The 22,149-nt window shown below is 49.3% G+C and carries 22 protein-coding genes and 2 other RNA genes; 3 read left to right on the forward strand and 21 right to left on the reverse strand.

All coding sequences use genetic code 11. The features are described 5' to 3' along the window. The 9 genes from COHPA_RS0111340 to COHPA_RS0111380 form a co-directional block, all read right to left on the reverse strand. Positions 1 to 1,326 (reverse strand): ABC transporter substrate-binding protein, encoded by a 1,326-nt coding sequence (locus tag COHPA_RS0111340; protein ID WP_027086286.1) that lies wholly within the window; start codon positions 1,324 to 1,326, stop codon positions 1 to 3. Between the two features lie 50 nt (positions 1,327 to 1,376). Further along, positions 1,377 to 2,207: a carbohydrate ABC transporter permease gene (locus tag COHPA_RS0111345; RefSeq protein ID WP_027086287.1), complete on the reverse strand. Its 831-nt coding sequence runs from the start codon at positions 2,205 to 2,207 to the stop codon at positions 1,377 to 1,379. A 34-nt stretch (positions 2,208 to 2,241) separates the two neighbouring features. After that, positions 2,242 to 3,123, reverse strand: a complete 882-nt coding sequence (locus COHPA_RS0111350; RefSeq protein ID WP_027086288.1) for a carbohydrate ABC transporter permease — start codon at positions 3,121 to 3,123, stop codon at positions 2,242 to 2,244. Further along, entirely contained in the window at positions 3,116 to 4,168 is a 1,053-nt protein-coding gene (locus tag COHPA_RS0111355; protein WP_027086289.1) for an ABC transporter ATP-binding protein, read from the reverse strand. Before COHPA_RS0111355 ends, COHPA_RS0111350 begins: the two co-directional genes overlap by 8 nt. Positions 4,169 to 4,360: 192 nt before the next feature. Further along, entirely contained in the window at positions 4,361 to 5,311 is a 951-nt protein-coding gene (locus COHPA_RS0111360; protein ID WP_027086290.1) for a 1-phosphofructokinase family hexose kinase, read from the reverse strand. A 472-nt stretch (positions 5,312 to 5,783) separates the two neighbouring features. Then, positions 5,784 to 6,641: an IS3 family transposase gene (locus COHPA_RS0111365; protein WP_027086291.1), complete on the reverse strand. Its 858-nt coding sequence runs from the start codon at positions 6,639 to 6,641 to the stop codon at positions 5,784 to 5,786. Further along, on the reverse strand, positions 6,590 to 6,934 hold the full coding sequence (locus COHPA_RS0111370) for a helix-turn-helix domain-containing protein (protein WP_027086292.1): 345 nt from the start codon (positions 6,932 to 6,934) through the stop codon (positions 6,590 to 6,592). Before COHPA_RS0111370 ends, COHPA_RS0111365 begins: the two co-directional genes overlap by 52 nt. A 228-nt stretch (positions 6,935 to 7,162) precedes the next feature. Continuing rightward, entirely contained in the window at positions 7,163 to 7,282 is a 120-nt protein-coding gene (locus COHPA_RS25125; RefSeq protein ID WP_156926645.1) for a cold-shock protein, read from the reverse strand. A gap of 204 nt (positions 7,283 to 7,486) precedes the next feature. Continuing rightward, positions 7,487 to 7,777 carry a hypothetical protein gene (locus COHPA_RS0111380; protein ID WP_035120669.1) on the reverse strand — a complete coding sequence of 97 codons (291 nt, stop codon included), beginning with the start codon at positions 7,775 to 7,777 and terminating at the stop codon, positions 7,487 to 7,489. 267 nt (positions 7,778 to 8,044) lie between these two features. Here COHPA_RS0111380 and COHPA_RS0111385 point away from each other — a divergent pair, with 267 nt between their 5' ends. After that, positions 8,045 to 8,482, forward strand: a complete 438-nt coding sequence (locus COHPA_RS0111385) for a DoxX family protein (protein ID WP_245590296.1) — start codon at positions 8,045 to 8,047, stop codon at positions 8,480 to 8,482. 608 nt (positions 8,483 to 9,090) lie between these two features. Here the strand turns inward: COHPA_RS0111385 and COHPA_RS0111395 are convergent. Beyond that, on the reverse strand, positions 9,091 to 9,630 hold the full coding sequence (locus COHPA_RS0111395; RefSeq protein WP_156926646.1) for a hypothetical protein: 540 nt from the start codon (positions 9,628 to 9,630) through the stop codon (positions 9,091 to 9,093). A gap of 62 nt (positions 9,631 to 9,692) precedes the next feature. Between COHPA_RS0111395 and COHPA_RS0111400 the strand changes: the two genes are divergently transcribed. Together COHPA_RS0111400 and COHPA_RS0111405 are read left to right on the forward strand one after the other, a co-directional pair. Then, the gene (locus COHPA_RS0111400; RefSeq protein ID WP_027086298.1) at positions 9,693 to 10,196 is read left to right on the forward strand and encodes a hypothetical protein; all 504 of its coding nucleotides are present in this window, start codon (positions 9,693 to 9,695) and stop codon (positions 10,194 to 10,196) included. After that, complete coding sequence (locus COHPA_RS0111405) at positions 10,193 to 10,978, forward strand: HesA/MoeB/ThiF family protein (RefSeq protein WP_027086299.1); 786 nt, start codon at positions 10,193 to 10,195, stop codon at positions 10,976 to 10,978. The genes COHPA_RS0111400 and COHPA_RS0111405 overlap by 4 nt, the downstream gene beginning before the upstream one ends. Before the next feature lie 194 nt (positions 10,979 to 11,172). Here COHPA_RS0111405 and COHPA_RS25130 read toward each other — a convergent pair whose 3' ends face one another. From COHPA_RS25130 to COHPA_RS0111445, 11 genes are all read right to left on the reverse strand, one after another. After that, positions 11,173 to 12,147 (reverse strand): S8 family peptidase, encoded by a 975-nt coding sequence (locus COHPA_RS25130; protein ID WP_084760596.1) that lies wholly within the window; start codon positions 12,145 to 12,147, stop codon positions 11,173 to 11,175. Further along, complete coding sequence (locus COHPA_RS0111410) at positions 12,122 to 12,703, reverse strand: hypothetical protein (RefSeq protein WP_027086300.1); 582 nt, start codon at positions 12,701 to 12,703, stop codon at positions 12,122 to 12,124. The genes COHPA_RS25130 and COHPA_RS0111410 overlap by 26 nt, the downstream gene beginning before the upstream one ends. A 72-nt stretch (positions 12,704 to 12,775) precedes the next feature. Next, positions 12,776 to 13,783 (reverse strand): hypothetical protein, encoded by a 1,008-nt coding sequence (locus COHPA_RS0111415; RefSeq protein WP_027086301.1) that lies wholly within the window; start codon positions 13,781 to 13,783, stop codon positions 12,776 to 12,778. A gap of 295 nt (positions 13,784 to 14,078) precedes the next feature. Beyond that, the gene (locus tag COHPA_RS0111420) at positions 14,079 to 14,423 is read right to left on the reverse strand and encodes a helix-turn-helix domain-containing protein (RefSeq protein ID WP_027086302.1); all 345 of its coding nucleotides are present in this window, start codon (positions 14,421 to 14,423) and stop codon (positions 14,079 to 14,081) included. Positions 14,424 to 14,493: 70 nt separating this feature from the next. Beyond that, positions 14,494 to 14,858: a transfer-messenger RNA gene (gene ssrA / locus COHPA_RS24820) on the reverse strand. 124 nt (positions 14,859 to 14,982) lie between these two features. Continuing rightward, positions 14,983 to 15,347: a transfer-messenger RNA gene (gene ssrA, locus COHPA_RS24825) on the reverse strand. Between the two features lie 174 nt (positions 15,348 to 15,521). Next, positions 15,522 to 16,013, reverse strand: coding sequence for an SsrA-binding protein SmpB (gene smpB, locus COHPA_RS0111425; RefSeq protein ID WP_027086303.1), 492 nt, complete (start codon positions 16,011 to 16,013; stop codon positions 15,522 to 15,524). 104 nt (positions 16,014 to 16,117) lie between these two features. Next, positions 16,118 to 17,050 carry an aspartate carbamoyltransferase gene (gene pyrB, locus COHPA_RS0111430; RefSeq protein ID WP_027086304.1) on the reverse strand — a complete coding sequence of 311 codons (933 nt, stop codon included), beginning with the start codon at positions 17,048 to 17,050 and terminating at the stop codon, positions 16,118 to 16,120. A gap of 529 nt (positions 17,051 to 17,579) precedes the next feature. Further along, positions 17,580 to 20,441, reverse strand: coding sequence for a ribonuclease R (rnr, locus tag COHPA_RS0111435; protein WP_051421837.1), 2,862 nt, complete (start codon positions 20,439 to 20,441; stop codon positions 17,580 to 17,582). A 131-nt stretch (positions 20,442 to 20,572) separates the two neighbouring features. Continuing rightward, the gene (gene secG, locus COHPA_RS0111440) at positions 20,573 to 20,809 is read right to left on the reverse strand and encodes a preprotein translocase subunit SecG (RefSeq protein WP_027086306.1); all 237 of its coding nucleotides are present in this window, start codon (positions 20,807 to 20,809) and stop codon (positions 20,573 to 20,575) included. Between the two features lie 134 nt (positions 20,810 to 20,943). Further along, the gene (locus tag COHPA_RS0111445; RefSeq protein ID WP_027086307.1) at positions 20,944 to 22,128 is read right to left on the reverse strand and encodes a GNAT family N-acetyltransferase; all 1,185 of its coding nucleotides are present in this window, start codon (positions 22,126 to 22,128) and stop codon (positions 20,944 to 20,946) included. Positions 22,129 to 22,149 lie beyond the last annotated feature (21 nt).

Below are 22,149 nucleotides of genomic sequence, written 5' to 3' on the forward strand. Positions count from 1 at the left end.
TTATTCTTTCATTAACGCTTCGGCTTCCTTCTTGAAGCCGTTAAGCGTCGATGCGATATCCGCATTGTCGTACATAATCGCCTCGGTCGCTTTCAGGAAGATTTGATCCACCGCTGCGAATGCCGCGTGGTTATTCGTATCAATCGCATGCGCCAGCTGCTCGAATGCCACCTTGCGGGCAGGTACCTGCTCCCACTGCGCTTTCATTTCAGCCGACTCGACCATTTTCTTCGTGAATGGCACGTAGCCCGAATCCAGGATGAACTGCTGGCCGCCCTGCGGATCGTTGAACACCCAGTTCATGAAATCCCATGCCGCTTCTTTGTTCTTCGAATCCTCGAACATGACCAGGTTCGCTCCGCCCGTTGGCGCACCATATTGCTCTTTCATCGGCAAGTACGCCGTCACATACTCAAAATCCACCACGCCGGCATGACGACCAATGACGCCCGTCGATTCCATCATCATCCCGACTTGACCGCTCGCGAACATGCCGTTCACAATATTGCCGGAATCCTGCGCCGGCGGATAGTACAAGGCGCCCGTGCTTTGCATCTTCTTCAAGAATTCAAAGGCGGCCACGCCTTCCTGATCAAAGCCCATACCCGTGCCTTCTTCATTGAAGAACGCCCCTTTTTGCTGGACGATCATCGCGATCGGGTACCAGCTCGCATATGGCATCGTATAGCCATAGCGCTTGTATTCGCCATTTTCTTTGATGACCAGCGCATTGGCGACCGTCTCTAATTCCTCCCAAGTCGTCGGGATCTTCAGGCCTTTCTCATCGAGCATCGTTTTGTTGATATGCAGCAACGGCGTGGAGCGGTTGAACGGCAGGGCGTTCAACTGACCGTTAAATTTCACGTTGCCGAGCAGGCCCGGCAGGAAATCGTCCTCGCTCATCCCCGTGCTGGCCAGCAGCGGATTCAGGTCCGCGAGCACCTCCGCTTCTGCAAGCAGAGGAACAAAGGCACGCTCGAGCATGGAGATGTCCGGTGCGGTTTTGGCCGGCACGGCTTGCTGCAGCTTCGTCAGCGTCTCTTGGTAGTTCCCTTGGAACGTCCCGATCACTTCCACTTTATCTTGCGAAGCATTGTAGGCCTTGATCATCTTATCGATATATTCCCCGTTGTTGCCGCTCATCGAGTGCCAGAAATTCACGGTTGTTTTGCCCGCTGCCGGGGTCTTGCTCTCCACCGCCGACGGACTCGGCGTCTCTTTGCCGCCCGCTGTGTTCTCCGGTGTATTGTTGTTTGACGCACACGCAGCCAGCATACTGATCAACAAGCTAAGGATAACCATCATGCCTACGCTCTTCTTTTTCATTGATACCCCTCCATTGTGCTTTTTTTTATCATTCAAGGAATCGCGTGAACTTACTTGATTCCTGAATAAACGAAGGCTTTGACAATCTGCTTGGAACAGAACAGGTACACGAGCAGAATCGGCACGACGAGCACCACGTTGCCCGCCATAATGATGTGCCAGTTGCTGATGCCCTCGGTCTCCCTCAGCATCGCGATCCCGATCGTCAGCGGGCGTACCCCCGTCGAATCGGTCATCACCAGCGGCCAGAAGTAATCGTTCCAGTGGCTCACAAAGCTGAACAGCCCAATCGTGGCGAGTGCCGGGATGGACATGGGCACCATGATTTTTCGCATGATTGTAAACTCGTTGGCATTGTCCAGCCGTGCCGACTCGATGATTTCCGAGGGCACCTGCATGAAATATTGCCGCAGCAGGAAGATCCCGAACGCATTGGCGGCAAACGGCAGGATTTGCGGCCATAGCGTATGAACCAGCCCCCAGTCGGCCAGCATCAAGTAAATCGGAATGAAGGTCACCTGACCCGGAATCATGAACGCCAGCAGCACCAGGGCAAAGAAGAAGTGTTGTCCTCTAAATTTATATTTGGCAAAGGCGTAAGCCGCCGGGATCATCACCAGCATTTGAATGACGATAATGCTCAGCGTGACGATGATCGAGTTTTTCGTATAGGTCAGGAAGGGTCCGGACTGCATCGCGGTCACAAAGTTGGACCATTGCGGCAGCGCGGGCAGCAGCTTCGGCGGAAAGATCATCGTTTCCGGAAAGGTCTTGAGGGATGTGGTGATCATCCACACGAACGGAAACAGGAAGATCAGGAGCACGACGCTCTTTAACGCCACGCTGATCCCGGTAACCCCGTAACGCCATTTCGAATTCATCGCTTTCGTCCTTTCGCAGGCTTTTGTCGATCGGTTATTGATAGTGCACCTTATTGGCCAGCACCCGGAAGTAAACGAACGTGAGAATCGCAATGATGACCATCAATATAATCCCCGTTGCCGACGCATACCCTAGGTTGTTGGAGCGGTATTCATAGATGTGATACACCAAGGTCGAGGTCGAATTGTTCGGGCCGCCCCCGGTCATGATCCGCACGGTATCGAACACTTTGAAGGAGCCGATGGTCATAATAATCAGAACAAAGAACAACTGTGGCGAAATCATCGGCAGCGTAATTTTGTAGAAGGTTTTAAACCGGCTGGCATTATCCAGCGCGGCCGCTTCATAGATCGTCGGCGGCACGCTCTGCAGCGCCGCCAGCAGAATCAGCGCATAGTAGCCGACGTTATGCCAGACCGATACCAGGATGACGGACAACATCGACGTGCTCGAGCTTTGCAGCCATTTCGAGGTCGGCAAGCCGAACGTCTTGAGCACATAGTTCAAGATGCCGAAGTTCGGCTCCATGAGCAGCATCCACACGAGCGCAATCGAGACGATGGAAATGATATGCGGCGTAAAAATCCCCGCCTGCAGAAACGCATTGAATCTCGTCTTCTTCCGATTGATCAACAGCGCCAGCAGCAGCGCAATGACAATCGTAAGCAGCACGACCGTTACGGTGTAGATCAACGTGTTGTTTAAGGCCACGTAAAATTCGTCTTTCGAGAATAGCTGCTTATAGTTATCCAGGCCGATGAATTTGCTTTTCGCTTTGTTCAGCAGGTTATACCGATAGAAGCTCAGCTTGAGCAAGTAGAACACAGGGTATATCACAAAGCATAGGATCGCGAGCATCGCAGGCAGAATCATGACGTAGGGCCGCAGCGTGTCCCATCTTGTGGTGTTATTCATCGCCTTGTCTCCTCAGCCGCTCGAGGTAGTCCGCAGCGCGGGGATCCTCTCGCGGGATTCGGTTCTCGTCCGCACCGAACAGCATGATCTTCTCTACCGGTACGCCGACGTAGACGTGCTCATCGACGGTGAAGAGATCCTCATAGCACTTGATCATAAAGGTGAATTGCTCGTTCTTCACCTGATAGATCGTCTCCGAGCCGAGCATTTCACGCGTGGTTATGACGCCCTTGTAGCGGAACCAAGCGTCCGAGGGGGTTCTGGTCAGCACCGCCGACTCCGGTCTAAAGCCGAAATGCGCGCCATCCGTGCCCAGCGGTGCGACATTCATCGGCGGTACGCCGACGAACTGCGCGGTAAACCGGTTATTCGGCTCCCGGTAAATGAGATCCGGCGATGCTTCCTGCTGGATAACCCCTTTGTTCATGAGTACGATGGTGTCGGCCATGGACATGGCTTCCACCTGGTCATGCGTCACATAGACGAAGGTGGTGCCGAGCTTCTTATGCAGCTCGATAAGCTCGATCCGCATTTGAATGCGCAGCTTCGCATCCAGGTTCGATAACGGCTCGTCCATGAGGAAGACCGACGGCTTCTTCACCATGGCCCTGGCCAAGGCTACGCGCTGGCGCTGGCCGCCCGAGAGCGTGGAGGGCTTGCGATCCAAATACTCGCTTAAGCCGACGGTAGCGCTGATGCTCTCGACGAGCTCGGTGCGTTCCTCTTTGCTTACCTTGTTATTTTTCAGACCAAATTCGATATTTTCCCGCACGGACATGGTCGGATAGATCGCATAGTTTTGGAAGACCATCGCGACCCCGCGCTGTCCGGGAGCGATTTGCGTCACATCCTTGCCGTCAATGAGCACCGCGCCCGAGGTCTGGGGATCGAGCCCTGCGATCATGCGCAAGAGCGTGGTCTTCCCGCACCCGGAGGGTCCGACAAGCACCGTGAATTCGCCGTCCGCAATCGTTAAATCCAAATCCTTGATGACCGTACTGTCGCCAAAGGATTTCGTTACCTTCCTGAACTCGATCGATGCCAAGAGCAGTCACTCCTTACACTAGTCTTTCGTTCTGATTTCACTTTTAGCAACCTAACTATTTATACTTCTTATGTTTGTCCATAAGATGATCTGCAACCGCTTACAATAAGCGCCTTGTATAATCACGCCCATGATCCGCCCAACCTTCGCGATCCAATCACCTCCAACAATGCCTGAAAGTCAGCCCATAGACTAAAGCCGTTCAACCCTTACTTGCCGCAGCATACGATTGAATTCCTCTAGATTCACATGACCTGCAATGGGATATCGTGCATTCGATGCCGCCGCTGCCGTCCCCCAAGCTGCTGCCTCCATTAATTCTTCCGAGGAAGGCTTCTCTGACTGCATACGATCCAAGAAATTTGCAATCCCGCCAACAAGCGCATCTCCGCAGCCAACCGTATTTACTGCCTCGATATCAGGCGGTTGTATTTGGCTGATGCCGTGGTTAGTAACGACCACCGAGCCTTGCTTATCGAGGGATACAACGACCATTCCCACATCCATCTCCAATATCTTCCGGGCTGCTTCAACTATGCTTTCTTTCGTTATTAATTCCATTCCGGTGAGCTCAGCCAATTCATCCCGATTGGGCTTACACAGGAATGGACCGCTTTCAATTCCTCTCGACAAGCTTTCTCCGCTCGAGTCAAGAATGGTAAGTGCGCCTTCCGATTTAGCGATGTGAATGAGCTCTGCATAAGCATTCATTGGAATGCCTCTAGGCAAGCTGCCAGAGAAGCTGACGATTTTGCTTTTTACCGCTAGCTCTCGCACCTTCCGCCGCATCGCCTCCCATTCCTCCTGCATAATAATGGGGCCCGGCTCTAAAATTTCAGTCTGGGTACCTCCAATTCGGTCAATGATATTAAAGGCTTCGCGAGTATGTCCCCTCGCCCACACGGGCTCGCTCGCTATCCCTTTATCCAACAACGCAGTATGAATGTACCTTCCCGTATCTCCTCCTAAAAATCCCGAAGCAATAACCGAAGAGCCTAATAGTTTAGCTACCTTAGCTACGTTGTTTCCTTTACCCCCCGGTTCCAGCACAATCTCTTTCACACGATTAACCTTGTCTATCTGAAACTGGTTAATATAATGAACTTTATCGATTGCGGCATTTAAGGTAATGGACGTAATCAATGTATAATCCCTCCTGAACAAGCAGGTCGATCCTTTATTTTATTTCGTTTACAAGTAATTTATATTTCACTATATTTCGTATTTATTCGAATCATTTTGTTTATAGTGCTATATTATTTTGAAAGCGTTTCTTTGTCAACCACTTCGCTGTTAAATATTTCGATGTAAATTATGAAAAATCGCACATATAGAACATTGCAAATAAGCCACTAAAACGTACTTGGCCAGTAAAAGGAAAGAAATTGAAGGGTTCACGCATGAGGTTAGAGTCGAGGAAATTAGATTACATATTTGGCCGCCAAGACGAATACATCAATGAGAACCGTCATTTCCAAAGCTTTTTTCGCAGACCTGCGCGCGGTTGAACCCCACTATCCTCTTTCGGGCTCGAGGCAACTCCCCATTTCAGCCTACAAAAAAAACCCTCATGCTCATTGGTCAAGACCCCATTTAGCGGACAATGAAAAAACACCTAAGCAACAAACTGGCGTCGGTACTCAACCGGCGTCATTTTTTTAAGTCTTCTTTGCGGTCGAGAATGGTTATAAAACGCAATATAAGTTTCGATTCGCCTTTGTGCCTCTTCAACGCTTCGTATATCATAGAGGTAGAGCCCTTCCGTTTTGAGATGCGAGAAGAAGCTCTCCATTGAGGCGTTGTCATGACAATTGCCTCGGCGTGACATGCTGATTTGGGCGCCAACCTTTGGCAGCATGTCGTGGTATGCATAGGACGTGTACTGGAATCCTTGATCGCTGTGAACGATCAATCCAGACATGTCCTTTTGCTTTTCAAAGGCCTTCTCGAATGTCCGCAAGACGAGTTGGTTGTCGTTACGTAAGTCCATATGATGAGCGACGATTTCATTATTGAATAAATCTTTAACGACCGATAAATATAGCCAGGTATCCGCCACTCGAACCTGAGTGACATCTGTGACCCATTTTCGATTTGGCATGTTGGCTTGAAAGTCTCGCTTTAACAGATTCTCCACGACGCGCCCACCGACTGTTGACGCGTAGTTACAGCGGTGCTTACGCCGGATTTTAGAACGTATCCCGAGCTCCTGCATTAGACGTAGAACTTTCTTATGGTTAACCCATATTCCCTGTTCTTGAAAAAGGAAAAGCTGAAGCTGCCTATACCCGTATTTACCGTCATACTTCGTATATAAGGCCTGGATTCTTGCTTTGAGATCCCTATCTCGACTAGCCCCCTTACGCGCTAAATAGGCGTAGTAACCACTGCGCGAAACCTTAAATGCTTTGCAAAGCTCACTTACCGCATACCACTCTGACGCCTGCTCAATGGCCCTGTACTTTCGACGCACACCTCCCGCATCCAGATTTCCAAACNCTTTTTTAGCATTTCATTTTCCCGTATCAAGCTTTGTAAGTGTCGATCTTGGTTGATGTATTCTGTTTTTCGGCCACGCCGATCCAATAACCCGAACTGCCCCAAGTTCCGATACTTCCGCATCCATTTTTTCATGCGATCTTGATCTGCAATCCCCAAATGTTCATTGATCTGACGATAAGTCCAACCTTCCTCAACATGGAGGCGAATTGCCTCTACTTTAACCTCATGCGTGTATCGCTTGAACTTCTGCCCCTTAACAGCCATAAAAAATGCACCCCCTAGAATTCATCGGATAAACCAGGGGTTTTTCCAATGTCCATTCTAAGGGGTGCACTCTACATGCAGTCAGGGTTCTTATGGTGGAGCCGAGGGGAGTCGACCCCCTGATCCAAGAGAATAATACATGGTGCATCCCTCTTCTCTTCTTGAATGGATGTAGCGATAGCAAAAGCCCCGAACGAAATTTTTTCGTTCGGGGCTTTATGTGGCAGCCTACAGTTTTACGACATTCTCAGCTTGCGGTCCGCGATTACCTTGTACGGTATTAAATTCGACTTCGATGAAGCCGAAACCCTTGTCTGCATTAAACCATTTTACTGTTCCCGATTCCACATGAATTACCACCTAACTAATATTTACATGACTTTCTTATCCGGATTAGAAATAAAAAATTCACATATCGTACAAGGTTATTGCATCGAAGTAATAACCCTCTACGCTATGCGAATTCAGTAGAAAGCGGTACCAGGTGAAAGCGGTACCAGGTAGGGATGCCGCTTTCTACATGCGCAGCAACAACGGACATGACCTGGATTCTTACCTTCTACATTCATACTCCTTGGTCGCGGCCTCCAACATCGCGTTCCAATCCGCGAAATCAGTCTCTCTTGCAACATGCCGATCAAATAACTCGTCAGGGATATTCCGAACATCTTCGCGCGTTTCTACTTGGAAATTTCCCTTCGTCAAAAACTCCGCGAAGTTGTTCGCTGTGGAATGCTTCTTCATGAACGTTTCGTCGAGTAACCGCGCCAACGAAACACCTTCAGAATCGATCTGCACGTCTTTCAATCCTTGCAATTCCTTCAACAGTTCATCGAACGCCATCGGTTTATTCTTTCTCAAACGATCACTCCTAGACTTTTATTGCGCAGCGCCTCGGCTGCAATCCGCCTCATACCATACACAAACCCAGTTCATTATAACACGTATTTGCGCCTGAACCTCTATCGCCATACTTGATATGGCACAAAAGTCAGGGCTCACCCTCGGCAAACCGCAATGCAGAAGACCGATGAATATCAGCGAGTGGATTCGTCAATATAATCGAGAGCTAGCAATAACCAATATCTGCTTTAATTACAATGATGGAGGATGAGATTGATGAACGAACTGGAAATGAGCACGAAATCGGCGACGATCGCAACCGGCTTCTCAAGGCGGCGACTCTGGACGGCGCGCGGGATGTACGGAATCGTCATCCTGTTCATGCTATTCGATGGCATTGGCAAGCTCGCCAAGCCCAAGCAAGTAATAGAAGGGACTCTCGAACTGGGATATGAGGAACGCCATATCGCAGTATTGGGCGTTCTCGGCCTAATCTGCACCATCCTGTACGCGGTGCCGCGCACGCGCTTCGTGGGCGCGCTTCTGCTTACAGGCTTCTTGGGAGGGGCCGTGGCCGCACAGTTCAGGATGGACAATCCGCTGTGGTCCAATACGCTGTTCCCCGTCTATATCGCAGTTTTGGCTTGGGGGCCGCTATGGCTCTTGGATCAGCGCTTACGTAACTTAATATGGAAACGCCATTGATCACGCACGTTCCCTAAGCCAACAAAGCCCCGCCCCTCTCGGTGGGGCTGCCGTACGAAGCCGATAGGAGTCGCACCTCTGTCCAGGGACTCCATGTCAACTGCTCTGCGCTCGGTTGAACCCAATGTCCTCATTCGGATTCGGGGCACTCCCCTTTCAGCCCACTAAAAAACCCTGTGTGACTTCAATGATATGATTGCCAAAAAATCAGCCATATCATTGCCACAAACAGAGCCAAATGTACAGTATTTATTCTTAAATTATACCATTAAAATCAACGATAATATTGCCTAAAGTACATAAATAAATCATCCAGTTGCCAAAAGTACAAATAAGCTGTACGGTGAAAATATAGAAATATCATGAGCGGAGTCACTTTGCTAACGAAAAAAAGATATGGTGGTGGAGAGCTTGTTAGGGTTCCAGTTTATCCCCGGTAAGGAAGACCAATATATTGATAAATTTAAAAAAGTCATTACTGAGGACTGGATAAGAAAGCAAACCCGACATATGTACTATAAAAATCAGTTCAAGGAAGCTGGTTCTTATTTTGACCTTTTGCATCCCATTATGGAGTATCACGTGGATATATGGTCGTCCTTGAGAACCTAATCGGGACGGGCACTCTTGCTATTAGTTGCACTTGGTTTAAACCCTTTTTTCTTGGTTCCCATGTGTTCGTAATATCGCTGTATAACCTGGTTATACAGTTCTGGAAAACGAGAAGCTAAGTAACTTCTTGAGCAAGCCGTTTTCTCCATTATCTGCATCATGTGTGGTGGGGGATTTTCCAAAAGCGAATCTTGCAGTACACGTTTAACTTTCTCTGCAATAAATCCTCGCTTTTTCTTTTTTTTAAAGTAATAGTTAGCTTCTTGGTTTATTTTTAAACCTTTCGTCTTATTCATTACTAGAGAATAAATTGTAGTATTTAAAAATGTAGCTAACCAAAGCAAACTTTCCAATTCAGGTTTGCTCTCTCCCTTTATCCATCCCCAAAGCGCATGCGGTAACCTTCCTGCGGATCTACCGAACTCAGCAACATTATCATTATAGTTCCTCTTTATGAATGCTTCTAACACCTTCGAAACTGACGATGAGCTATCAATCAGTAAAAGTGACTTTTGATTTACAATTACTCGTTTCAAGGAGTACGTCATTCTTCCCTTCGAGAAATGGTGTTGCTGCACATTAGGGGGTTAATGCCTGCATGAAGCTTCTCGAAATGACCAAGTCTCTGCACAGACAAGTAAGGGGCGACTTAGGTCGCCCTCACTCTCACGCTTCGGAACGTGTTGGCTTTGTCTTTTGTTTACTTAAAGGTAGAACCCTACGACTGACATCGTATACATCAGTTCCCGATGAGCTTTATATTAAAGATTCGACTGTCGGTGCACGTATCAACCATCAGGCTATTGCGATGGCAATGAAGAAAGCTGATCATGAACGATTAGGAATTCTACATGTCCATGAGCATTGGGGGACTGGGATTCCACAGTTCAGTGCAACTGATTTGTCCTCTCACTCTGATTTTTTACGTGCATTCCGGACGGCGAATCCAAATGCTGCTCACGGGTTTTTACTGCTAAGCAAAGATACTTTAATGGCTCGGGTCTGGCTACCAGGCGAATCAATCCATCGGGATATATTCCGGTGTGATTTCTCCGGAAAACTCTCTCTAGTTAGATTGCTAAGGAGGATACTGCAGATATGAGCAAAGTAAATAATCGTCAATCATTTCTCGGGGAGAAACTTGACAAAGTTCTAGGAAATTGTCTCGTAGGTGTAATCGGTCTAGGAGGGGGTGGTTCTCAGGTCGTTCAACAACTTGCTCATATCGGGTTTCGGCGATATGTCCTATGTGACTATGATACGATTGAGGGTACAAATCTCAATCGTACGGTAGGAGCGACGTTACTCGATGTGGAGAATGAATCACGTAAGCTGGTTATTGCTGTCCGCATGATCCGCACTCTGCAACCAGATGCGGAAATACAAGGAATTCCGAAGCGATTCCAAGAAGCAGCTGAAGACTTGAAGAAATGTGACGTTATATTCGGTTGCCTTGACGGGCTTGGAAATAGAGATCAGTTGGAGCGTCTCGCTCGTTCTGCGAATATTCCGTATATTGATATCGGAATGGATGTGAACGCAATGATTCCTGGCGAGCCCCCACGTATGTCGGGGCAGGTAATCGCCAGTCTCACAGGTCACCCCTGTATGAGATGTTACGGCTATATTAACGAAAAAGATTTGGCTAAAGAACACGCCGCATATGGAGACGCTGGTATTCGACCACAAGTCATTTGGCCAAATGGAGTATTATCTTCAACGGCTATTGGCGTCGCCCTCAATCTTTTGACTAATTGGACAATCCATGTAGATAAACAAATCCTGTACTACGAATACGATGGAAACGTCGGAACCGTCAAACCGCACCTTTTCTACGAGCGGGAACTTCAACGTAATACTAGATGCCCGCATTATCCAAGTTGAGTTGATTAATTAATGTGGCCCCCTTGTTTTACAAAAGGGGGCTTATACATATTTATCCATAACCATTTCTTTTTTTGAAATCTTAGTTACTTTAATCGGGTGAAATTTTCGCCAATAAACAAGGCTCGGCCGTTAGCGCCGACGTTCTCGATAGAAAACGCTTGAGTAATTGTTAGAAGCTATATAGTACTCAGTTAGTTTCCATTCGATTTAATTTTATCTACTTTATTAGTGGCAGCCTTTATATTAAGTATATTAATGGATGTATTTCCGTATTTTTTTTTTGTGGCTGAAGCAATTAAGAGTGACTTTATATCCTCCGCTTTAAGATCGGGGGAAATTGACAATATGATTGCCACAGCAGCTGATACCAATGGAGTTGCCGCTGATGTACCACTAAACCAGTCCATACCATTCGTCGTAGACCCAGTTGTCAATAAATAACTACCCGGAGCTGCTATATTTCCAGCAGAATAATTTGATCGACTATCCACAAACCCGGATTTAGTTAAGGCTGATACTGCAATTACATCCTTATATCGTCCAGGGAAATCATTCTCATTTTCCCCATCATTGCCTGCAGCTGCAATTATTATTACACCTGAAGAAATTGCATTCTCAATAGCGATTCTCAATTCGTCTGAATCTGTTTTGGTCGTTAAGCTAATATTAATTATTTTTGCTTTATTCACGACTGCAAGATTAATAGCTTCTATTAGTCTGTCAATTGAAATACCGCTTTCCGAACCCACATCAATAGATAGTATGTTAGCGTTTGGCAATATTCCACGTGGTGTTATCACACCATCACCATTTGCAGTAATTAATCCAGTAACTAAGGTGCCGTGAACAGAAGAAGGAGTATTTTCAAGAGTTATTTGTTTTATGCAGCTACTACATAAAAACTTATTATTAAGATCTATACCAGAATCTATTACAGCAATTAACGGTATGTTTTTTTGATTTAAACTTATGATATTTCGTCCGTTTATTAAATCCAGTGGCCAGGTGTAAAGTCCATTTAATTCTTTGTTTAAACCTGTAGATGTATAGACTTCACTAATTATTATTTTCCTGTTACTTATTGTATCACTCCCTAATACCAAAGTTGTAACAATACAAATAACTAAAAGGAGAATATATTTAATATGCAAAAATCTGCTCACCATCTTTATTAATCCCCTCAACACCTATAACAATATTACCTTCAGGTTCATCAATTAGAACATAGCTGTACGTGTTCTCTTCTGATTTGGTAACATTAACTATTAAACCAGTGGAGAATTTAATAACAATATCTGTTATTTCATCGTCTCGAATGAAACCACTAATAATATGGTACCGACCTTTATTATTTATTAGTCCCGACATCTCTAGTTTTGTAAATGGGACTGATTTATCTATCTTATTTAAAGTTTGGAACAAAATCTCCTGGTGGTTTCTATCCACAATAACTGAGCCTTCGTAATCATTATCTTGGGTACTAAATAAAACGTATGATAAATCGCCGTATGTCGAGTCTTTAGTATATACAAGATTTATTGACTTTAAGTTTTGCTTCAGCTCGTCTTCAAAACTGTTTTTAATTAGTTGTTTATATTCTTGAAATACTTCTTTAGTATCACTCACTGAGTTCACATGCGTACTACACCCCAAAATTATCTGTGTCCAAAATAGAGCTAATATAGCCAAAAGTAACTTAGTTAAAACATTCCTCTTGACCATCAAAGCCAACCTCCTTCTTTATTAAAAGAGGTAGGGAACGTTCCCTACCTCTTAGATTAGACTTCAAAAAATTTATTTGTAATAAGCAGCTAGTTTGTTGACCTGACCATTCATGTCAGGTAATAATCTAAACATGCAATATTGAGTATATGATTGCCCTGCGTTAACTGAGAGAGATAAACTTAAAAATGAAAAATTAACTCCACCACTAACTGAACCACTAACAGTCACCGTAAAATAAATTTGCGCTTCAGCATAATGGTTATTTGTAACGAAGGTGCCTGTAGCATCATCATATTTTGCAGATAGGCGGTCGTTCTTGGTCGGAGTTCCGTAGGAGACAAACCCCGAAGAACTAGCTCCAGGAGTGTAGTTCCCTATTATAGAAGTCCAACTTCCGTCATTTTCATCCAAGATAGTTGTATAGTCCAAGTTAAGTATCGCAGCTTTAGCCCAATAAGTTGCATTGCCGAACGTCCATTGTGCATTTGCATTATTACAAACCCCGGGGCCACCACCTTGGCAGTTTGCACTTGTGTAATAAAGATCTTCATCATAACCACTTGGTTTTACCATTTTATCGTTTCCAGATTTCGTCCCTGGATCTTGGCTAAATTCAATAAAGCTGCCATCTGGATATTGAATTACATATTTACTTTGTTTAGGGTAGCGGTCCATGAATTTAGTAATATCTTCCTGTCCACGCGATGTAACAGGAGATCCTAGACCAGCCTTAATCGCTGAAGGATCTCCAGCTAATATTCTTTTCTTAAACCCCCTCGGATCTGCAGTAATCTCCTCAACTGGCACTGCTTCTACTTTATCTAGATCTAATACTTTCCCACTTTTCTCTAACCCCGCTACTAAATCGTCTACAGATGCATAGTACTCAGCATCTTCGTTATTTAAGCCTTTCTCCATAAGGGCTTTAACCTTTTCATTATGTGGAGCATTTTTTTGCTCGCTTAGAGGCCTTGAAAAAAAATCTTCGCTATTTGCAGCTGAAGTCGGACTTTCAGCAAAAGCCTGCGAAGAAAACACTATTATTAAAACACAAGCTACTATTAAGTAACGGTACATCAATTAACCTCCTAAGATTTTTAGCTGGCCAGCTCACTTAATAATATCCAGCATTTAACTTAATTAGTCAATATTTACTTTTGCGCGATTTTTACGTGTTGGAGATGGCTATGTAACTGACTACAATAAGCGTGTTCTTTTATGTAAGACATTTTTGAGCGTGAATAGTTTCATTCTGACACAAAATTAATAAAATAGACCTAATGTTTCGACAGAAACTCTCAATCAAGATCTGATAAGCACTTAGCAAAAAATAAAAAAAGTGAAGTAATCCTTCACTTTAAACTTTATGATATTAACTTTGCTGGCGGTTGTGGTATCGTGACAATTTCATCTCAAGGAACTCCAACATTTCCCTTTTAGCAACTTCTTGTAGGTTTCTGAAACCTTTCAATAGAATATTTTCTTGCTCGTTTAATTTATCCAGATGCTGAGAATCTATATTCAATAATAGCCAGTTTAGATCTACCCCATAAGTTTTGGCTAATAATTGAAGAGTCTCACAAGACGGCTTACTCTTTCCGGTTTCTATTTCGCTTAGTGTGGCTTGAGATACTCCAATAATTTCTGCAAATGAAACTTGATTTAAGTTATGTTGATTTCGAATCAGTTTAATTTTTAAAGAGATATTACTTTGCATGGATTATCTCCCCTATATATGCTAAATGCACATTTTTGTCAGTGACAAAAACGTGCATAGATAGTATGTATGGTGGAGCCGAGGGGAGTTGAACCCCTGTCCGAAAGTAACGCCACATTGCTTTCTACGGGTGTAGTCCCAGATTTGATGTCACCCGAGAGACGCCCCGGAACCGGCTTCTCGTTGGGTCAGCCTGATTGTCTTCTTCAGCTAGCCCCAGGCGGAGACTAGACAGCGTATCCCACTAAAGTTGAGCCTCTATCCCGCCACATGGGCGATGGAGAGTAGAAGCCTGGTAGCCGTTTCTTAGGCGGCGTAAGCCAGAGTTGGTTGTTGTTTGCCGTTTAATAGGCTTTCCGCGTTGTTATAGTAGCCGCAGCCCTACTACCCGCTTACAAAGTTCGTACTACTCCCGTCGAATCCAAAAACGGCCCCATGATAAAAATTAATTCAAAAAATCAAGCATATCCTTGCCAAACCGAGAATCAAGCATAAGGCTGCCAAAGCGGCAATATTATGGTTGATTCCACACCCTGACCTCATGCGGTCAGGGTTCTTATGGTGGAGCTGAGGGGAGTTGAACCCCTGTCCGAAGACAACGCCACACGGCTTTCTACGGGTGTAGTCCCAGATTTGATGTCACCCGAGAGACGCCCCGGAACCGGCTTCTCGTTGGGTCAGCCTGATTGTCTTCTTCCGCTAGCCCCAGGCGGAGACTAGACAGCGTATCCCACTAAAGTTGAGCCCTTAGCCCGCCACATGGGCGATGGAGAGTAAGAGCCTGGTAGCCGTTTCTTAGGCGGCGTAAGCCAGAGTTGGTTGTTGTTTGCCGTTTAATAGGCTTTCCGCGTTGTTAAAGCAGCCGCAGCCCTACTACCCGCTTACCATGCTCGATCTATCCCCGTCGAATCCAAAAACAGCCCCGAATAGCGGAACGCCGTCAACCGCTGCTGCGATGAGGCTTCCTAAAGGGTTACCCGCGACGGTAACTTGAAACTTAAATCTGGTCAAGCGATTTCCTTACTCACTTATTATAGCACGCTTGAAGCGATATTGCTCAAAGTGTTGCTGGCAAGGTTGGTCTTGCGTACCACCCGATTATTTCGGGAAGCTGACCTTCTGCTTCTCCCGCAGAATCCGCTGAATATCCCGCTGAACGTCCCGCTTGGCCGCCGTCTCGCGCTTGTCGTACTGCTTCTTGCCTCGGCCGACACCCAAGAGGAGCTTTGCGTAGCCGTTCTTAATGTACACCTTAAGCGGTACGAGCGTGTAGCCCTCCTGCTTGACGGTGCCGAGCAGCTTCTTGATCTGCGCCTTGTGAAGCAACAGCTTCCGCGCGCGCGTCGGATCGGGCGGGTTGTGGCGGTTGCCCTGCTCGAACGGGCTGATATGCATGTTATGCAGGAACGCCTCGCCGTTACGGATCGTCGCGAACGCGTCGTTCAAGTTCGAGCGGCCCGTGCGGAGCGACTTGATCTCGGTGCCCGTCAGCACCAAGCCCGCTTCATAGGTTTCCTCGATGAAGTAATCGTGGGACGCCTTCTTATTCTGCGCTAACGGCTTATCGAAAAAATCTTTCTTCTTCGCCACTTTCCTTCACCTCCTATGAATCTTGCAAGGCCGTCAATGATCGGACATTCATTATAGCACGCGCCGAAGATCGCTTTCAATCGCCCGCACGCTCCGCGAAAAGGTTATTTCGATGCTCCCCCGAAACATTTGTCGATCAGCGCCATCCGGATGTAGAGACCGTTGACCGCTTGCCGGAAATACGCCGCTCGCGGATCGCCGTCCACTTCCTCCGTGATCTCGCCCGCGCGGGGCAACGGATGCAGCACGATCGCGTCTTGCTTCAATCGGCTCATCAGCTCGCCGTCGACGATGTACTTGCCGGAGGCTTTCTCGAACTCCTCCAGAGACGGGAAGCGTTCCTTCTGAATCCGCGTCTGGTACAGCACGTCGATCGAACCCGCGACCGAGTTCAGATCCGTCGTCTCCACGTAACGGATGCCTTTCTCGTCCAAGTACTTCTTCACGTTCTCCGGGATCCGTACGTTGTCGGGAGAAATATAATAAATCATAACGTCCTGGTAATTCGCAAGCATATAGCTCAGCGAGTGGACCGTCCGGCCGTACGCAAGATCGCCCACCATCGCGATCTTCAGACCGTCGATCTTGCCGAACTCCTTGCGGATCGTATAAGCGTCCAGCAGCGCCTGCGTCGGATGCTCCCCCGCTCCGTCGCCCGCGTTGAGGACCGGAACCGCAGACACTTTCGCCGCTCGTTTCGCCGCGCCGATATCCGTATGGCGCATAACGATGACATCGCTGTAGCCGCTGACGATGCGGATCGTATCCTCGAGCGTCTCGCCTTTGATCGCGGACGAGAATTGCGCCGCGTTCTCCGTGCCGATGACGCCTCCGCCCAGCCGATGCATCGCCGATTCGAAGCTGAGCCGCGTCCGCGTGCTGGCTTCGAAGAACAACGTGGTCATAATCTTGCCCTCATACCGCCGATCGCCGCCGCGTGCGACGACCTTCTCCATCTCCTGAGCCGAATCGAACAGCTCCTCCAGCTCGTCCCTCGTAAATTGCTTCGCCCCAAGCACATGATACAGCTCTTTCATTCCTGCTCCGCCTCCCCGTACACACTATTCTCTATCCTATAAGATACGTCTTATTTTGTCTAATGCGCATTGATCTGCCCCCGCTCGCAAGGATAAACGGCGACTCCGATGACTGATTTTCGTTGAGCTAGGCGACGTTTCTGTTCCTGAGATAAATAACAACGATTCGCAGTTATTTCGTCAACCGATGTATCGTCATCACCGAATAACAACGATTTGCAGTTATCTTTGTCCCATATCAACAAATCCTCATTTATACGTACGAATAACACTCGATTTGTTGTTATTTAATCCACTTCACTCGATTTCTCAAAAGCAACTGTCGATTTGCTGTTATTTAATCCGCTCTTCACTCGTTCTTACGACAGTAACAATCGATTTACTTTGATCTATTGCACTTCACTCGGTTTCTCGACAATCGCTATCGAGTTGCTGTTATTCGCGCTCTCGCACCCAGTCGTTAGCAGCCACTGCTTCTTATCATAAGAAACCACCCGGCACACGTGCGCGCCAGGTGGCTCTAATAGCCTTACTCCGCAGGCTGTTTCTTCCGCCGCTTCGGTTTGTCGGCGGCTCCGGCCGCATCCGGGGAAGCAGGCTTGCCGCCGCCTCTGGCGGCACCTTTGCCTTTGCCGCCGCGACCGCCGCCGCCCCTGCGGGAGCCTTGCGGTTTGCCGCCGTCCCCGCCTTCGCCGCCGTCATCGCCGGTTCGGGCATAAGTGCCGGTAACGGGCAAGCCCCACATGTCGACTTTTTTGCCGCCTTTGCGCTTCGCCGGTTGCTCAGCAGGCACCGCGAGCGACGTTGTTGTCCCTTCAGCCTTAGCCGCTGCAGGATTGCGCCGCAGCCGCTCCTCTTGCCCGCGAGCTTGCACCGCTTTCGTCTCTGCCTGGTCACTACTGACGCCCCAGAACTTGCCGCCGCCGTTGTTGCCGAATAAGTCTCCGTTGCCGCCGTCGGTATTCCCTCGCGCCTTGCCGGGTTTGGATGGCTTGTTCTCTACTGCCGGCTTGCCGCCGCGCTGGTTCTCGAAGCCCGGTTTGTTGCCTCCGCGTCCGCCTCCGGCGCCCGGCTTACCGCCGCGTCCGCGACCGCCGCGACGCTCATCGCCGCCACGACCTCCGCGCTCGCTGCCGCCGCGTCCCCCGGAGCTTCCGACGCCGAATCTGCCGCCTTCGCGGCTTTTCTTCTTGAACCCGCCTCCGGCGCCAGGTCCGCGCGCGTCTACCCAGCTTACACGGCCGCTGCCTCGCGGCTTCATGTCGACCATCTCGAAATCGATCGTATGATCGTCCATATTCACTCGGCCGACGCGGATTTTCACCTCGTCGCCGATCCGGTAAATCTTGGACGTACGCTCGCCGATCAGCGCCATATGCAGCTCATGGAAGTGGTAATAATCGTCCGTCAAGTCGCTTAGACGAATAAGTCCTTCCACCGTGTTCTCCAGCTCGATGAACATGCCGAAGCTCGTTACGCCGCTAATGATGCCGGTGTATTCCTCGCCGATCTTATCGAGCATGAACTCGGCTTTCTTCAGCTTCTCCGTATCCCGCTCCGCTTCGACCGCGACGCGCTCGCGCTCCGAAGATTGCAGCGCGATGTCGGACATGCGCGCGGCCAACGCCTCGAACCGGCTCTCCGGCAGCAATCCGTCGTTCTCCAGCACCTCGCGCATGACGCGGTGTACGACTAAGTCCGGGTACCGCCGGATCGGCGAAGTAAAGTGCGTATAGAACTCCGCCGCCAGCCCGAAGTGTCCCAAGCTCTCCGGATCGTATTTCGCCTGCTTCATCGACCGCAGCATCATCGTGCTGATGACGGTCTCTTCCTTCGTACCGCGAATTTCTTCCAATAAAGTCTGCAACGCGCGAGGATGCACCGAATTGCCTTTACCCTTCACCGCGTAACCGAAGTTGCCGGCGAATTGCATGAAGTGCATCAGCTTCTCGCCGTCCGGATCTTCATGAATCCGGTAGATGAACGGCACCTTCAGCCAGTGGAAGTGCTCCGCCACCGTCTCGTTGGCCGCCAGCATGAACTCTTCGATGATCTGCTCCGCGATCGAACGCTCGCGCTTCACGATCTCGACCGGCTTGCCTTCGGCGTCCATGATGACCTTCGACTCCTGGAAGTCGAAGTCGATCGCGCCGCGGCGCATGCGCTGCCCGCGCAGAGCCATGGCCAGTTCGCGCATCAGCTTAAAGTTGTCGACCAGTCCCGCATACCGCTCCGTCACTTCGGGATCTTCTTCGTTCAATATTTTCCTCACGTTCGTATACGTCATGCGCTCCGTCGTCCGGATCACGCTCGTGAACACGTCATGACGCACCCGGCGCATCGTCTTCGGATCGAACTCCATCTCGCACGACATCGTCAGCCGGTCCACTTTCGGATTGAGAGAACAGATGCCGTTGGACAGCCGATGCGGGAGCATCGGAATAACGCGATCGACCAGATACACGCTGCACCCGCGATTATAGGCTTCCTCGTCCAGCTTCGACTTCTCGCGCACGTAATAGCTCACGTCCGCGATATGCACGCCGAGCAGCCAGTTGCCGTTGTCGAGCAATTCCACGTTAACCGCATCGTCGAGATCCTTCGCGTCTTCGCCGTCGATCGTGACGATCGTCTTGTTCCGCAGATCCCGGCGCCCTTGGCGCACGATCTCTTCTTCCGTGATCGCGTCCGGTGCAGCCTCCGCTTCTGCCATCGTTTCCTCAGGGAAGCTTTCCGGCAGTCCATGCTTGCGGATAATGCTCAGAATGTCTACGCCAGGATCGTCCTTATGACCAAGAATCTCAATAATTTCGCCTTCGGCCGCAGAGCGTCCTTCGGGGTATCGAATCACGTTCGCAACGACCTTCTGCCCCGTTACCGCACCCTTGAAGTTTTCCGCCCGAATGAAAATATCTTTCTGAATCCGTTTATCGTCAGGCACGACGAACCCGAAGCTCTCGTGATGGTTGAATACCCCCACGACCTGCGTAACCGCTCGCTTCACGATGCGGACGATCTCGCCTTCGAGCTTCCCGCCCGCATTCGTACCGGTGACTCGCGCCAGCACGATGTCGCCGTTCATCGTCCCTTTCATATCGTTCGCATGAATGTACAGATCGGGATGTTCCTTCTCGTCTGGAATCAGGAACGCGAATCCCTTAGGATGCGCCTGAATCCGTCCCCGCAATAAATTCATCCGCTCCGGTACCCCGTAACGGTCGGTTCTCGTCATTACGATCTTGCCTTCTTGCTCCATATCGGCCAGCATTCGCAGGAAGCTCTTGAATTCCGCAGCATCCGATATTCCAAAATGCTTCTCCAGCTCTTGGTACGTCATCGGCTTATACGCCGTTTCGCGCATAAAGTCCAGCAGTTCCTGCTCCGTACACATCGGCATCCGTATCACCTCGTCCTATGTATTATACGCAGTTTGCGACATCGGCAATCGGATGAACGACCTTGTCTTCCGCATTGCACAAAAAAAGCAGGAAGCTTACGCTCCCTGCTTATCCACGTCGGTCATTAGTTTTGTACGACGTAAGCCACTACCAAAGATAAAATAAAGAACCCGATCGCGAGACCGATCGTTACGCGCTGCAAAAACAGGTCGAGACCGCGAGCTTTCTGTTTGCCGAACAAGTGCTCCGCACCGCCGGAGATGGCGCCAGACAGACCTGCGCTCTTACCGCGTTGGAGAAGAACGACAGCAATCAGACCTAGCGAGAATACGATCAGCAGAATCTTGAAAAATACGTCCACCGCTTACACCCCCTTGGCACCTCTTAACGGTACCTATACAAAAACAGTATTCTCATTTTATCACAATGCCCGTCCGATTGACAACCAATAACGGTTGGTCATTGTTGGCTGCAAGAGAACGGCGTTATCGACGCTTAGAAGAAGTCCATGAGACACGTCTTCCGAGCAGGAATGCGACGCTCCAGCCTCGCGATCGCCAGGTCATCGCCCGCGACCCGCCCGACTTCTCTCAGGAACGAAGGCCGCCGGTCGCCGAGCAGCATGGCCGTCAACGTCTGAATATCGCAAGCGATGCACGCTTCCGTCGCGGCTGCCTCTTCGGCCGAGATCCGCTCCAATCTCGCTTGCCCGCCCGCATCCCATTGAAGCTTGAACGTACCGTCGTTCCACGAAGCGTGCGGATCAGACAATCGCAGCGCAACGGATTCATCGCTCGTACCGGCTTCCCAAGCAACCATCGTAACGAACGCTTCCGCGTCTACGATCCGACTCATGAAGTACGGCACGATCTCTTGCTTAATTCGGGGATTCGCGAGCAAGAACGTTAGCGGATCATCCATCGGCACGTCCAACGTCGCCTCTTCGATCATCGAGTCATGATTCGAGATATACGTCCATAGCGCATCTCTCGCCTGCTCGGTAACGCTTGCCCAATCGAGTACCGTCAGCTTCCGGTCCGCGACGTCGTACAGCACATACCCTTCCGGCTTGCCGCTCTCGCTCTCGTACACGGCACACGTTCCCGCTTTCGACAGGAGCTTATCCGCCCACCACTCGTCCGAACGCGCCAGCATACCGCTGTAACGCGAAGCGTATACCTCGTAGACGGCGTTCAAAACGGCCGGTTCCGGCTTCGCAACTCTTGTTACCCGGCCCGGTACGTCCACCCGCTTCGGAAGTTGCCCGGTCGCCAGCGTATATCGCTTGCGTTCGATCGTGAATTCCCATCCGTATGCGCGATAGAAGGCGAACGAGAACGGATACAGCATGCTGACCGTCTGGCCTGCTCTCTTCATCTCTTCCAGCGAATGCGCGAGCAGCTTCCTCACGCAGCCTTGCCTTCTTGCGTCCGGCCAGGTGGCGACGCCGGCGACGCCTCCCATCGCAAGCTTGCGTCCTTGCACCCACGTTTCGAACGGAATGACCGTCAACGCCGACAGCAGCCGCCCGTTCTCGTCGAAGTAGCCCCAATCGTGCGAGGGCCGCCACTTCTGTCTCCTCGATTCGATGTCCGCCTCGCTTAATCGGAACTGGAACGCGAATTGGGACAAAGCCATTCGTTCTTCGTAATGTTCTTGGCTAAGCTGTCTAATCGCCACTTCCCATTCTCCCCTCTATCG

Origin of the sequence: Cohnella panacarvi Gsoil 349, assembly GCF_000515335.1 — a bacterium.
GTDB lineage: Bacteria > Bacillota > Bacilli > Paenibacillales > Paenibacillaceae > Cohnella > Cohnella panacarvi.